This is a genomic window from Comamonas odontotermitis (genome assembly GCF_020080045.1).
Classification (GTDB): domain Bacteria; phylum Pseudomonadota; class Gammaproteobacteria; order Burkholderiales; family Burkholderiaceae_C; genus Comamonas; species Comamonas odontotermitis.
On record NZ_CP083451.1, the window covers coordinates 4,127,069 to 4,140,641 of the forward strand.

At 63.6% G+C, this 13,573-nt stretch carries 12 protein-coding genes; 3 read left to right on the top strand and 9 right to left on the bottom strand.

The annotated features are described in order from the left end of the window. Positions 1-60: 60 nt before the first annotated feature. Positions 61-1,053: a Bug family tripartite tricarboxylate transporter substrate binding protein gene (locus LAD35_RS18930; protein ID WP_377779226.1), complete on the top strand. Its 993-nt coding sequence runs from the start codon at positions 61-63 to the stop codon at positions 1,051-1,053. Positions 1,054-1,119: 66 nt separating this feature from the next. Here LAD35_RS18930 and LAD35_RS18935 read toward each other — a convergent pair whose 3' ends face one another. Next, entirely contained in the window at positions 1,120-1,452 is a 333-nt protein-coding gene (locus LAD35_RS18935; RefSeq protein ID WP_224150484.1) for a DUF1840 domain-containing protein, read from the bottom strand. 98 nt (positions 1,453-1,550) lie between these two features. Next, a complete protein-coding gene (locus LAD35_RS18940) occupies positions 1,551-2,816 on the bottom strand; it encodes a class I SAM-dependent methyltransferase (protein WP_224150485.1) in 1,266 nt (421 codons plus the stop codon). A gap of 73 nt (positions 2,817-2,889) precedes the next feature. Between LAD35_RS18940 and LAD35_RS18945 the strand changes: the two genes are divergently transcribed. Next, positions 2,890-3,450 (top strand): hypothetical protein, encoded by a 561-nt coding sequence (locus tag LAD35_RS18945; protein ID WP_224150486.1) that lies wholly within the window; start codon positions 2,890-2,892, stop codon positions 3,448-3,450. A gap of 34 nt (positions 3,451-3,484) precedes the next feature. On the opposite strand, the gene LAD35_RS18950 is transcribed toward LAD35_RS18945, so the two are convergent. Further along, positions 3,485-4,582: a M14 family metallopeptidase gene (locus LAD35_RS18950; RefSeq protein ID WP_224150487.1), complete on the bottom strand. Its 1,098-nt coding sequence runs from the start codon at positions 4,580-4,582 to the stop codon at positions 3,485-3,487. A 227-nt stretch (positions 4,583-4,809) separates the two neighbouring features. Further along, positions 4,810-6,876: a molybdopterin-containing oxidoreductase family protein gene (locus LAD35_RS18955; protein WP_224152814.1), complete on the bottom strand. Its 2,067-nt coding sequence runs from the start codon at positions 6,874-6,876 to the stop codon at positions 4,810-4,812. A 357-nt stretch (positions 6,877-7,233) separates the two neighbouring features. Here LAD35_RS18955 and LAD35_RS18960 point away from each other — a divergent pair, with 357 nt between their 5' ends. Then, on the top strand, positions 7,234-8,439 hold the full coding sequence (locus LAD35_RS18960) for a M20 aminoacylase family protein (RefSeq protein ID WP_224150488.1): 1,206 nt from the start codon (positions 7,234-7,236) through the stop codon (positions 8,437-8,439). A gap of 94 nt (positions 8,440-8,533) precedes the next feature. On the opposite strand, the gene LAD35_RS18965 is transcribed toward LAD35_RS18960, so the two are convergent. The 5 genes from LAD35_RS18965 to LAD35_RS18985 form a co-directional block, all read right to left on the bottom strand. Then, positions 8,534-9,244 carry a haloacid dehalogenase type II gene (locus tag LAD35_RS18965; protein WP_396022763.1) on the bottom strand — a complete coding sequence of 237 codons (711 nt, stop codon included), beginning with the start codon at positions 9,242-9,244 and terminating at the stop codon, positions 8,534-8,536. A gap of 210 nt (positions 9,245-9,454) precedes the next feature. Beyond that, the gene (locus LAD35_RS18970) at positions 9,455-10,426 is read right to left on the bottom strand and encodes a Bug family tripartite tricarboxylate transporter substrate binding protein (RefSeq protein ID WP_224150489.1); all 972 of its coding nucleotides are present in this window, start codon (positions 10,424-10,426) and stop codon (positions 9,455-9,457) included. Between the two features lie 67 nt (positions 10,427-10,493). Beyond that, positions 10,494-11,813: a fumarylacetoacetase gene (gene fahA, locus LAD35_RS18975; protein ID WP_224150490.1), complete on the bottom strand. Its 1,320-nt coding sequence runs from the start codon at positions 11,811-11,813 to the stop codon at positions 10,494-10,496. Positions 11,814-11,970: 157 nt separating this feature from the next. Further along, positions 11,971-13,299: a homogentisate 1,2-dioxygenase gene (hmgA, locus tag LAD35_RS18980; protein ID WP_224150491.1), complete on the bottom strand. Its 1,329-nt coding sequence runs from the start codon at positions 13,297-13,299 to the stop codon at positions 11,971-11,973. A 28-nt stretch (positions 13,300-13,327) separates the two neighbouring features. Continuing rightward, positions 13,328-13,540 carry a DUF2783 domain-containing protein gene (locus LAD35_RS18985; protein ID WP_224150492.1) on the bottom strand — a complete coding sequence of 71 codons (213 nt, stop codon included), beginning with the start codon at positions 13,538-13,540 and terminating at the stop codon, positions 13,328-13,330. Positions 13,541-13,573: the final 33 nt, after the last annotated feature.

Sequence of the window (13,573 nt, forward strand, 5' to 3'; positions counted from 1 at the left end):
CGCACCTGAGGCATCCGATTTTCCCCACTGCATCCATCAACCGATAACGACTTCCAGGAGATGCCCATGACCTTGCCCTCCCTCACCCGCCGCCAATGGTTGGCCGCCAGCGGTGCGCTGGCCCTGCCCGGCCTGCCCGCGTTTGCCCATGCAGCCGACTGGCCGAGCAGGCCGATCCGCTTTGTGGTGCCGTTCGCTCCGGGCGGCAGCTCCGAGATCGTGGCCCGCTCCACGGCGGCAGAGCTCGCCAAGACCATGGGCCAGAACGTGTTCGTGGAAAACAAGCCAGGGGCTGCAGGCAATATCGCCATGCAGGAAGTGGCGCGCTCCGACGACCAGCACACCGTCATCCTGGGCCACATCGGCACCCTGGCCGTCAATCCCTATATCTTCGACAAGCTGCCCTACGACCCGAACAAGGACTTCCGGCCCGTGAGTCTGCTTGCCAAGGTGCCCAGCCTGTACGTCGTGCACCCCGACCTGCCGGTCAAGAACCTGCAGGACCTGATCAAACTCGCCAAGAGCAAGCCGGGCAAGCTGAGCTACGGCTCGGCTGGCAATGGCAGCGCCGGGCACCTGGCGTTCGAGTACCTGAAGATGACGGCCGGCATCTTCATGCTGCACGTGCCCTACAAAGGCACGGGCCCCATGATGACCGACCTGCTCTCCGGCCGGCTCGATGCCGCATCGGTGGGCGCGGCGGCGCTGCTGCCGTTCATCAAATCGGGCAAGGTGCGCTGCATCGCCACCGGCTCGACCCAGCGCCTGCCTCAGTTGCCCAATGTGCCCACCGTGGCCGAACAGGGGTTTCCCGGCTTCGAGATGACGCAGTGGTACGGCATGCTGGCCCCGGCATCGATGGCCAAAGCCCACGTGGACACCCTGGCCGCCGAATGCGCCAAGGCCGTCAAGGCGCCCGACTCGGTCAAGCGGCTGCAGGGCGACGCGGCGGAACCCATTGGCGACACGCCCCAGCAGTTTGCCCAGTTCATCGCCAAGGAGCAGACGCGCTGGCAAAAGGTGCTCAAGCACGCGCAGGTCAAGCCCGATTGAGGGCCTGGGGCCATGAAAAAAGCGACTGCCATGCAGTCGCTTTTTGTGGAGGCGTTGATGACAGGCCTAGTGACCCCAGACCACATCGGCGCCTTCGGCCTCGCTGCGCTGCAGCATGACGATGAAGGGCACGGCGCGCTGCTTGAGGCCCACGGTGGCCTTCACATTGTCGCCGTCCTCGTCTTCCGCATTCTTGTCCACCGGCTCGGCGGGCTGCTTGCTGCGCTCGTCTTCGGCGGCAACAGCCGCCTGCAAGGCCCCAATGGCAGCGGGAATCTGCGCCGCGGTGATGATGCCTGCGGGCGATGCGTCCTTGCCGATGATCTTCAGGATTTTTTGCGCATCCGCTTCGAGCATGATCATGTCGGCCGTGGCACGCGATACAAATTTATAGACCAAATTCTTCTCCTTCGAACGTGTTCACGATCTTTCGCGAGGGTGTGTGCAGACCGCCAGGGTCCGCGTCCACACGCCGCGAGGAGATCGTAAACACGTTGTTAACGGTACATGTAGTCCCGGGTGAATGGGTAATGCGATTGTGCACCACGGATGCTACCAGTGGTCATGGAGCCGTCCGGCACGGTGGCCAGCATCTGGTGCAAGGCCGTCCAGCAGCGCTCGAAACCGGTGGCACAACCCGCCAGATAGAGGCGGTAGGCGCGCAACGTCTTGGCCGCCTGTTCGGGATTGCTCTTTTGCGAGAGCACTCGCAGCGCAGTCTCCAGCTGCACCTCCAACGCATCGGACCAGGCCCACAGCGTCTTGGCATAGTGCGGGCGGAGGTTGTCGGTGTCCACCATCTCCCAGCCGGCATTGGCCATTTCATGCTGCACCACACTCACATGCAGCAGCTCGCCACCAGGGAAGATGTATTTCTCGATGAATTCGCCCATGCCCGCGCCCAGCTGTTCATTGTCGGTGCCACCGGCGGTGATGCCGTGGTTCATCAGCAGGCCGCCGGGTTTGATCAGGCTCTTGAGGGTGGCAAAGTATTCATGCATATGGGCCCGGCCCACATGCTCGAACATGCCCACCGAGGCAATCTTGTCAAAGGGTTCGACAGTCTTGAGCTGGCGGTAATCCATCAGCAGCATCTGCACACGGTCCTGCAGACCCTTCTGGGCAATCAACTGCTGGACATAGGCATGCTGGTTCTTGGAAAGGGTGATGCCCGTGCCCTGAATGCCGTAGTGCTCTGCCGCCCACAGCAGCAGGCCGCCCCAGCCCGCGCCCACATCCAGAAAGCGCTCGCCCGCCTGCAGGCGCAGCTTGCGGCAGATCAGATCGAGCTTGGCCTCCTGGGCCTGCGCCACGTTGAAATCAGGCTGCGCGTAATACGCACACGAGTAGACACGGCGCGGATCCAGCCACAGCGCATAGAACTCGTCGGAGACGTCGTAATGGAACTGGATCTGCTCCGAATCCTTCGTCAGCGTGTGCAAGGCGGCCGAGCGCGAGCGCGCCAGCAGGCGGCTCCACCATGTGGAGCGTGCCGCGACCGGGTCCGTCGGCATCAGTGCCACTGCTGCCGCCATGGCATCGCGCATGCTGCCGTCGATCTCGACGTCGCCTTCGACGATATAGGAGCCTACGATCCCGATATCGCCAGACGCCAGCGCCGCGAGCGATTTGGCACTGCGGCAGTGCAGGCGCAACTGGGCATCATGGGGGTTGGCGATCCATTCGCCTGAAGGAAGAGCAATGGCGACTGCCACGGGAAGGCCCGACAGCTTCGCCTCCAATTGGGACTGCAGCATGTTCATGGCACCCCATTTTGGTGAGCATACATGTCCCGTCAATGGCATTTGTCTGACATTGCCGCGCTACATTGCAGCCATGGCCTCATCCACACCCCCATCCAACGATCTGCTGGCGCTTTGCATGGCGCAATGGCCCGGGCGCGACTGGGCCTGGCTGGACATCGGCAGCGATCAAAGCACCGTTGCGCGCCAGCAAAGTGCCGCCCCCCTTGTCCATGCATTGTTCATCGGCAGCACCAGCCTGGCGGGGCGCTGCCTGCGCCACAACCCGCCCGATGATGCCGATGTGGAAGCGGCGATTGCCACTGTGGAAGATACGGTGATGCCCCTGGTACGCATGTGGCCCGCACCATCGGCGCAGACCAGCCTGCTGTGTACCGCGCCTGAGATGGCGTCACTGCTCCAGCAACTGGCCGTGCCCTCCGATGTCACCGAGGCAACAGCAGTGTTGCTTTTGTACCCCACTGACGCGGTGGAGGACTGGTTTAACCGTTACGCAGATACGGTCATGGGAGGGCCGCTGCGCGGCCTGGCGCTGAGCCAGGGGCAGATTGCCGTGCTCATCATGGTGCGCGAATGCCTGCACCACTGGGGCATGCAGACCCTGGCGGTGCTGCGTGGCCCCCACCACGGTTGAAGGCCCCCGATCAGGCCGCCAGTTGGTCAGGCAATCAGGCAGACAGGCCGTCCACCGCCTGGAACATCGCCTGCCGTGCCTGGCTCACGATCTGGCCCATCCAGCCATCGCGCTCGTCATAGAACGCCGCCCGCATCTGCTGGTGAATGGCAGCGCGTTGCGCGCTCGGTGCATCAGGGTGGTTATGCACCCAGTGGTCGGCGCGGATGGCGCCCGTGGTCTCCAGCACTGGCACGGTGCCGTATTCCAGCGCAATGCCGGTGAACTCGGCCTGCGGGCATTCCTGCACCGCACTGTTCCACAGCAGGCCCGTGAGAGGCGGCGAGGAGGAACTGCCATCGTCCAGCGACGTGACGGGCGTGGCGCCGCCCCCATCCCACCAGCGGCGTGCCCGCGCCAGCATCTGCGCATCGTTCGGCCCGGTGAAGATGCGCTCGCCATAGCCATTGGGGCCCAGGCCGGTGTGGATGTCGATCCAGGCCAGCCGGCGTACCTGGCCGCCATGCTTGCGCAGCACCTGGCGGATGGTGCGGTTGCTCCAGGTGGGGGCCTGGCCACCAAAGAAGACGCCTGTGGGATGCTGGTACTGGCCCTGGCCGACAGCACCTTGCCAGGCACGCTGGCCGCGCTCGGCAATATAGCGGTCAATCGCCTGCTGCACATCGGGCGTCGGCGGCCATTGCGCGGGCAGGATCAGGTCCTGCACCTCGTCATAGGCAGGGTTGGTGGGCAAGGGCTGGTTGAAGTCGATGAAGTTGCGGTTCAGGTCGACGTTCTCATGCGTCACCCGGCGGCCGTACGAGAAGCCGTGCGGATTGAGTGCATGCACATAAAGCACAGCTACACCGGCATTGCGCGCCTTTTGCAGCCATTCCTCGTCGTGCAATGCATGCACCTGCACGCCACTGCCGCAATAGCCTTCAATGCCATGGCAGGCGCTGCTGACGATGAGCAGCCTGTCGGCATCCAGCGCGCCGTCGCGTGCCACATCCATGGCCAGGGCTTCGTCTTCGGCGCCGTCTTCAGGGTGATTGTGCGATTCGACCTGCAGCCCCGCCAGCACGGCGGCCTCCAGAAACTTGACGCGCGCCTTCGCGTAGCTGGTTGAAAACGCGTCGCGGATTCCGATCATGTCTGTCCCCTGTTGGTTGTGGTTTGGAAAATGGCGTCCAGCGCTCTTCAGTGGGCTCCGAAACGCCTGGTGCCCGAGATGCATCCCTGTTGCTCGGCCAGTTCCAAAAAAGAGAGCATTTGGCGCCTGTTGGTATTGAATCTCAATGCTGTTTTTTATCAAAAATCAATGCCAACGCGCGCAATCAGCTATGATTTTTGAATCCAATGGCTCCTTGGCGGGCTGCCTCAAGCAGCAGACAGACGCTCCACCTGCACCGCGCAGTCATAGAAGGATGGCGCGCGCCCCATGTCGGTGAGCTGCTGGTGCGTCAGCTCGTTCACGTTGGTGCCATTGGCTCCGTCCTTGCGCCACCAGACGCCCAAGCCCACCACCACACCCGGCCGCGCCCGGCCGTTGATGCTGGCATGGCACACATGGGTGCCGCGCGCATTGAACACACGCACCGCATCGCCATCGGCAATCTGGCGCGCGGCGGCATCCTGGGCATGCATCTCCAGCGTGGGGCGGCCTTCGGCCTGGCGCAGCTTCTGCACATTCACGAAGGTCGAATTCATGAAGTTGCGTGCTGGTGGCGAGATCATGGCCAGGGGGTGCGCTGCGGTCGGTGGTTCGTAGTTGGGCACATAGTCAGGGAGCGGGCTGGCACCCAGCTTTTCCAGCGCACTGCTGAAGAATTCGCACTTGCCCGATGCGGTGGCATAGCCGCCATTGGCAAAAGGGGCATCGGGCAGGTTCTGCACGGCAAAGCCCTGCGCCAGCAAGGTGTCGAAATCCACACAGTTGGCATCCATGGCCGCGCGGCACAGTTCTTCGTCGCTGGTGCGAAAGTGCTCGGCAGCAAACGCCGCGTCGTGCTGCGCCATGTGCGCAGCCAGATCGCGGAAGATCTGCGCATTGCTGCGCGCCTGCCCCAGCGGCGCAATGGCTGGCCGGTTCAGCAGCACATCGGTATGGCCATAGGTGGTGTGGATATCCCAGTGCTCCAGCTGCGTGGTGGCGGGCAGCACATAGTCGGCATGGTCTGCGGTGTCGGTCATGAAGTGCTCCAGCACCACGGTGAACAGATCCTCGCGCGCAAAGCCTTTTGCCACCTTGGCCGATTCGGGTGCGACGGCCACCGGGTTGCTGTTGTAGCAGACGAGCGCCTCCACCCGGGGGCCAAAACCGGCTCCGCCTGGGTGCAAAAGCGCATCGCCAATCGTGCTCATGTTGATGGTGCGCGGGCGGCGCGCGCCCAGCAATTGCGGCATCTGCAGATCGGCGCGGCGCGCGGGCGAGGTGGACGATGTGGACAGCAGCAGACCGCCCGCCCGGTGGCGCCATGCCCCCACCAGCGCTGGCAGGCAGGCCACGGCACGCACGGCATTGCCGCCACCGTGCGCGCGCTGCATGCCATAGTTCAGGCGGATGGCGGCTGGCTTGGTGGTGGCGTAATCGCGCGCCAGATTGCGAATCTCTTCCACCGTGATGCCGCACACCGCAGCGGCACGCTCGGGCGGCCATTCCAGCGCCCGGGCCTTGAGCGCATCCCAGCCCAGGGTGTGCTGGGCGATGTAGTCGTGGTCCAGCCAGTCGTGCACGATCACCTCATGCATCAGAGCGAGCGCCAGCGCCGCGTCGGTTCCGGGCAGGATCTGGATGTGCTCGTGGCATTTCTCGGCGGTTTCCGATTTGCGCGGGTCGATGCAGATGAGCTTGGCACCGTTGCGCTTGGCCTCCTGCGCATAGCGCCAGAAATGCAGGTTGCTGGTGATGCTGTTGCTGCCCCAGATCAGGATCAGCTGGCTCTCGGCGAAAAACTGCACGCGCATGCCCAGCTTGCCGCCATAAGTGTGCAGCAGCGCTTCGCTGCCCGCACTCGCGCAGATGGTGCGGTCCAGCAGGCTGGCTCCCAGCTGGTGGAAAAAGCGCCGGTCCATGCTTTCGGCCTGCACAAAGCCCATGGTGCCCGCGTAGCTGTACGGCAGAATGGCCTGCGGGTCGCGCGCGGCAATCGCGTGCAGTCGGGCCGCAATGTCCGAAAGCGCCTCGTCCCAGCCCACCGGCTCGAACCGGCCACTCCCCTTGGGCCCCACGCGCTTGAGCGGCTGCAGCACACGGCCCTCGTGGTAAGTGCGCTCGGTGTACTTGCTCACCTTGGCGCACAGCACGCCGCCGGTCTGCGGGTGCTGCGGATTGCCGTTGACCTTGGTGGCCACGCCATCCACCACCGTGGTGATCAGCGAGCAGGTGTCGGGACAATCATGCGGACAGGCGCCGATGACGGATGAAGAGGCAGGAGGCGTGTTCATGGTGGCGGGCTTGTATTCGTGATGGATCGGCAGGCGATCTGCCCGCACATCGTAGCGCGGGATCGGCGCGCATGTGCCACCGCTGCTGCAAAGGCGACATTCCATTGCCCCATCATCTGCGCACGACGAGCGAAGCCGCCAGGGTAATCGGGTGATCCAGAAATGGAAGCAGAAGTGCCAAAGGTGACACCTGGAGCCCCTCTCAAGGGTTATTCCCAGGCCATTTGGCACCAGCAGTCATCCGCTTTGCTGCACCATAGAAGGCTTGGCGCTCCAGCGTCAGTTTTGCTATCAAAATTCAAGTGACTATTGGCGACAGACGCGCGCCAGCGCTTGTTCTACCAGGACATACCCGCTATGAAGCTGATTGACTCCATCGTGGCCGAAGCGGCCAGCATTGCCCAGATCCGCAAAGACATCCACGCCCACCCCGAGCTGTGCTTTGAAGAAGTACGCACCGCTGATCTGGTAGCCGCCAAGCTCACCGAGTGGGGTATTCCCATTGACCGCGGCATGGGGACGACCGGCGTGGTCGGCATCGTGCACGGCAAGGATGGCGGCAAGAGCGGCTATGCCGTGGGCTTGCGTGCGGACATGGACGCACTGCCCATGCAGGAGAACAACACCTTTGACCATGCCAGCCGGCACCAGGGCAAGATGCACGCCTGCGGCCACGACGGCCACACCGCGATGCTGCTGGCTGCTGCCAAGCATTTCGCCAAGCACCGCGATTTCGAAGGCACCGTGTACCTGATCTTCCAGCCTGCCGAAGAAGGCGGCGGTGGCGCGCGCGAGATGATCAAGGACGGCCTGTTCGAGAAATTCCCCATGCAGGCCGTGTTCGGCATGCACAACTGGCCCGGCATGGCCGCCGGCCAGATGGCCGTGAGCCCGGGCCCGGTCATGGCGTCGAGCAATGACTTCAAGATCACCATCACCGGCAAGGGTGGCCACGGCGCCATGCCACACATGGGCAACGACCCCGTTCCCATCGCCTGCCAGATCGTCACCGCGTTCCAGAACATCATCACCCGCAACAAGAAGCCGCTGGACACCGGCGTGATCTCGGTCACCATGATCCATGGCGGCGAAGCCAACAACGTGATCCCCAACAGCGTGGAGCTGCAGGGTACCGTGCGCGCCTTCACCGTGGAGGTGCTGGACCTGATCGAATCGCGCATGCGCCAGATTGCCGAAGGCTGCTGCGCAATGAACAACGCCAAGTGCGATTTCTACTTCAACCGCAACTACCCGGCCACCGTCAACACCCCGGACGAAGCCGCATTTGCCCGCCAGGTGATGGTGGACATCATCGGTGAAGACCGCGTGAATGTGCAGGAGCCCACCATGGGCGCGGAGGATTTCTCCTTCATGCTGCAGGCCAAGCCCGGTGCCTACTGCTTCATCGCCAATGGCGAGGGTGACCACCGCGCCATCGGCCACGGCGGCGGCCCCTGCACCCTGCACAACCCCAGCTACGATTTCAACGACGACCTGATTCCGCTGGGCGCCACCTACTGGGTGCAACTGGCCACCAAATGGCTGGCACAGGGCAAGAAGTAAGCCGCTCCCGCATCACAACCACAGCGCCTGCGGGCGGTGTTTTTGCATCTTCGGGTGCAGTGCGGCGCGGTGAGGCCCAGGGCCCCACCCCTTCTCAGCAGCCCAGGCGATCTGCCAGATCGAGAAAGTCGCGGCAATGGTAGGTATTGCCGGGCCTGGGCGAGACGTCCTTGGGGCGCGCCGCCCCAAACTCCAGCGGGCGCTCGATATAGGCCGTCTGCAGGCCGCAGGCGCGCGCACCGGCCAGATCGCTGTGGTGGGCGGCCACCAGCATCACCGCCTCGGGCGGCAGCTCAAACACATCGGCCACGCCAAGATAGGCGCCAGGATCAGGCTTGTAGGCCTTGAAGACCTCGGCCGACAGCACGCAATCCCAGGGAAGACCGGCATTCTTGGCCATGTGGGTGAGCAGCGCGATATTGCCGTTGGACAGTGGCGTGATGACAAAGCGTTTCTTGAGCCGCTGCAGGCCCGCCACGGCATCCGGCCAGGGCGAGAGACGGTGCCAGACACGGTTGAGCGCCACGCGCTCGGCCTCGGGCATATGACCCAGGCCAAACTCCGGCAGGATGCTGTCCAGAATGCGGCGGTGCAGTGCGTCAATGCGCATCCAGCCCAGGGTGCCGTTGCGCACCTGCTCCATTGCAGGTCTGTAGCCTTCGCGCCACGCCAAGGCAAAGGCATTGCCATCGACCTGTGGATAACGCTGCGCCATCTCGCGCAGGATGGAGCCGTGCCAATCGACGACCGTGCCGAACACATCGAACGCCAGCACCTGGGGAGTTGGGAGAACTGCAGCTTCCATCGCCATTCCTTGCAAAAGAATCGATGGATACAGCATGCAGCAAAAGGAAACACCGTCCTATCGCCCTGGTGTCTGGACGCCTTCGAACGTTTATTGCGCACAAAAAAAGCGCGATGTCTATGACATCGCGCTTGGTGACTCAACTTTTTCAACCAATGGAATGGTTAACCTACTGGCGAATCTATTTTATCGCATTTGTTCACTTTTTACTCAATCGAGTTGAATATTGTTGCTTTTGATCACAGGCCCAAGCTTGGCGCGCTCTGCGGCAAGGAATTTGTCCATGTCGACGCTGTTTGAAGGCGTCACCTCCAAGCCCATCTCTTCCAGTCGCTTGGTCACGGCAGGCTCCTTCAAGGTGGCTTGTAGTTGCTTACTCAACAGTTCAGTACGGTCTGCAGGTGTCGCCTTGGGGACAACCACTCCCTGCCAGGCATAGGCTTCATAGCCCTTGACGCCCTGCTCGTCCAGCGTCGGAATGTCGGGAAAGACCTTGGAGCGCTTGGGCGTGGCAATGCCAATGGCCCGCAGCTTGCCCGCCTGAATGTTCTGGTACCCGGTGACCGAATCGACAAACATGAACGGCACCTGGCCACCCATCACGTCCTGCACGGCCGGTGCCGCACCCTTGTAGGGCACATGCACCAGGTTCAGGTGGGCGCGCTCGCGGAAGATTTCGGTCGCCAGATGGTGAGGCGAACCCGCGCCGGGCGTGGCGTAGCTCACGCCGCCGCTCTGCGCCTTGGCCCAGGCCTCGAACTCCTGCAGGTTCTTGACTGGCAGCTTGGGGTTGACAACCAGGATCATCGGAAAGCGCACCAGCAGGCCGACCGAGGAGAAATCCTTCTCGGCGCTGTAGCTGAGCTTCTTGTACAGGTACGGGTTGGCCGCCAGGGTGCCGGTGTCGCCCGTCAGCACGGTGTAGCCATCGGGCTTGGCGCGCGCGGCGTAGTCGGCACCGATGTTGGTGGCAGCCCCGGGCTTGTTGATGATGATGATGGACTGGCCCAGGGCCTTGGCCATGGGCTCTGCCACCACGCGGGCCACCACATCCGAGCCGCCACCGGCGGCATAGGGCACCACCCATTCAATCGGGTGGTCAGGATAGGCGGCAAAGCTGACGGCAGGCAACGCAACGGCAGCCACAGCTACGGCGTGGCGCAGAGAAAAACGCAAGGACATGAGGTGTCTCCTTATTGTGATGAAAACAGGCTGAAGCGCCCACTACTCAGGCGCCATTAGCTATTATTTAGATAGTACGTGCGGGCAGCAAGGTGCCTTCGCACTCGCCAAAGCCGATGCGTGCGGCGCCCGGCTTTTCGCACCAGCCGCGCAGCACGATGGAGTCGCCGTCTTCCAGCCAGGTGCGGGTCTCGCCATTGGGCAGGCTGATGGGGTTCTTGCCGCCGGTGGTCAGCTCGATCAGGGCGGCCGCCTGGTCCAGCGAGGGGCCGGAGAGGGTGCCGGTGCCCAGCAGGTCGCCGGGTTGCAGGTTGCAGCCGCCCACCGTATGGTGCGCCACCATCTGCGCCACGGTCCAGTAGGCGTGGCGGTAGTTGGTGCTGGTGATCTGCACGGGCTTGTCGCCCGCCGCGCGCATCTGGCCAGTCTGCAGATCGACGGCCAGGTGGATGTCGAGCGCCCCCGCCTCGCGGTTGTGCGCGCTGTTAAGGTAGGGCAGCGGCTGCGGATCGCCTTCGGGGCGGACAAAGGCCGTGCGGTAAGGCGCCAGCGCCTCCATCGTCACGATCCAGGGCGAGATGTGCGAAGCAAAGTTCTTGGCCAGGAACGGGCCCAGCGGCTGGTATTCCCAGGGCTGGATGTCGCGCGCCGACCAGTCGTTGAGCAGGCACAGGCCGAACACATGGTCTTCGGCTTCAGTGATGGTCACCGGATCGCCCAGTGCATTGCTGGTGCCGATGAACACGCCCAGCTCCAGCTCAATGTCCATGCGTGCGCTGGCCTTGACGGTGGGTTGCGCCGCATCGGGGGCCTTGGTCTGGCCGACCGGGCGCTTGAAGGGCTGGCCCGAGACCACGATGCTCGACGAGCGGCCATGGTAGCCAATCGGAATCCACTGGTAGTTGGGCAGCAGCGGGTTGTCCGGGCGGAACTGTTTGCCGATGTTGGTGGCGTGGTGGATGGAGGTGTAGAAGTCGGTGTAGTCGCCAATGCGCGCGGGCAGGCCGAATTCGGCCTCTGCCTGCGGCACCAGGCACGCCTGCCACACGCCTTGCTGGGCGGCGCCTGTGCGCAGGCCGCGCGAGAGCGCCAGGCGCAGTGCGCTCCAGACCTGCGGGCCCAGACCCATCAGCGTATTCAACTGCGTTTGGGCGCCTGCCTCAGCGGCCCGCTGGGCCTCGCCTTGCAGGGCGCCAAGGGCTGCCAGCGCCTTCAGGTCCAGTATCTGGTCGCCAATCGCCACGCCGCAGCGCAGGGCTTCGCTGCTGCCTTTGCGCTTGAAGCTGGCAAACGGCAGGTTCTGGATCGGGAAATCACAGCCTGCCACATTGGCGCTGGCCACCCAGCTTTGCAGGGCGGGGTCGTGGGTTTCGTTCAGCATGCTCATGCTTTGTCTCTTTCAGATAAAAACAACTGCCAGCGCTCTTTCATCAAGCGCCGGCAGCTATCAATTTTGATTGATGATTGCCACAATTCCAACGCAGACAAGGCGTTTTGTCAGGCCAGGAGCCTGTTGTACACCGTTGTCTGCGCGAGTGCTGTGATTATTTGCCTTGCGGCTGGAAGTGCTTTTTCAGGCCCTGCCAGCAGCGGTAGTACTCGTGCTGGAGTTGCACGGTGTCCAGCGCGTACCGGGTCGGCTGGATGACAGCAGGCGTCTCGAACATGAAGGCCATGGTATCGGTGATGTAGTGCGCCTTGGTGGTATCGGCACGGCTGGCTTTTTCAAACGTGTCGGCATCGGGCCCGTGGCCGCTCATGCAGTTGTGCAGCGACGCGCCACCGGGCACAAAGCCTTCGGCCTTGGCATCGTAGGCGCCTTCGATCAAGCCCATGAATTCGCTCGCAAAATTGCGGTGAAACCAGGGTGGACGGAAGGTGTCCTGCATGGCCAGCACGCGCGGTGGGAAGATGACGAAATCGAGCGAATCGACACCGGCCAGCGCCGTGGGCGACTGCAGCACCAGGAAGATCGACGGATCGGGATGGTCGTAGCTGATGGAGCCGATGGTGTTGAAGCGGCGCAGATCGTACTTGTAGGGTGCGTAGTTGCCATGCCAGGCGACCACGTCGAGGGGCGAGTGGCCGATGCGCGCCGTCCAGAAGTGTCCGCGCAGCTTGGCCACCAGCTCGAAATCGCCCCCCTTGTCTTCATAGGCGGCCACCGGCGTCTGGAAGTCGCGCGGGTTGGCGAGCCCATTGGAGCCGATCACGCCCAGGTCGGGGAGCTTGAGCAGCTCGCCATAGTTCTCGCACACGTAACCGCGCGCCGTGCCGTCGGGCAGGTGCACGGCAAAGCGCACGCCGCGCGGCACCACGCAGATTTCCTGCGGCTCGACATTCAGCACGCCCAGCTCGGTGGCGAAGGTGAGGCGCCCCTGCTGGGGCACGATCAGCAGTTCGCCGTCGGCGTTGTAGAAGTAGCGCCCTTCCATGCTGCGGTTGGCCGCGTACAGGTGGATGCCACAGGCCGCATTGCCCGCCATGCTGACCATGCCTTCGATGAAGTCGCGCGGCTCGGCGGGCATGGGCAGCGGATCCCAGCGCAGCTGGTTCGGCGGCGTCGGCACTTCGTCGAAACCGCCATTGACATGGCTTTTCCACAGCGGCAACTGCATGGCGGCAAACGGCTCATGCATGGCGCCGGGGCGGATGCGGTAGAGCCAGCTGCGGCGATTGCTGTGGCGCGGCGCGGTAAAGGCCGTGCCCGACAGCTGCTCGGCATACAGACCCAAAGGCGCCACCTGCGGCGAGTTGCGCCCCACGGGCAGGGCACCGGCAATCGCTTCGGTGGCCCATTCGTTGGCAAAGCCGGTCATGTAATGACGGGTATCGTGCGGCTGGGCAGCGCCGCTGGCCTGTGGGTCGGTCATGGTGATGTCTCCTTGGGTGAAAAAAGCGCTATGCGGCCTGCGCAGGCGCCATGTCCTCGGCCGCCTGCGCAATCAGCGTCTGCACCGCAGCGGCGTCGCCGATACGGTGCATCGCCAACAGCGCAAAGCGGGCCATGAATAAAGGGGCTTGGGCCTCACCCAGCGCCGTCATCTGGCGGCAGAACTGGGTGTAGGCGGCGTCGAGTTCGGTGTCGGTCAAACGGGGGGCGGTGGTGTTCATGCTGCAGTCCTTGGCTGTTGTGTGGGCGGGCGA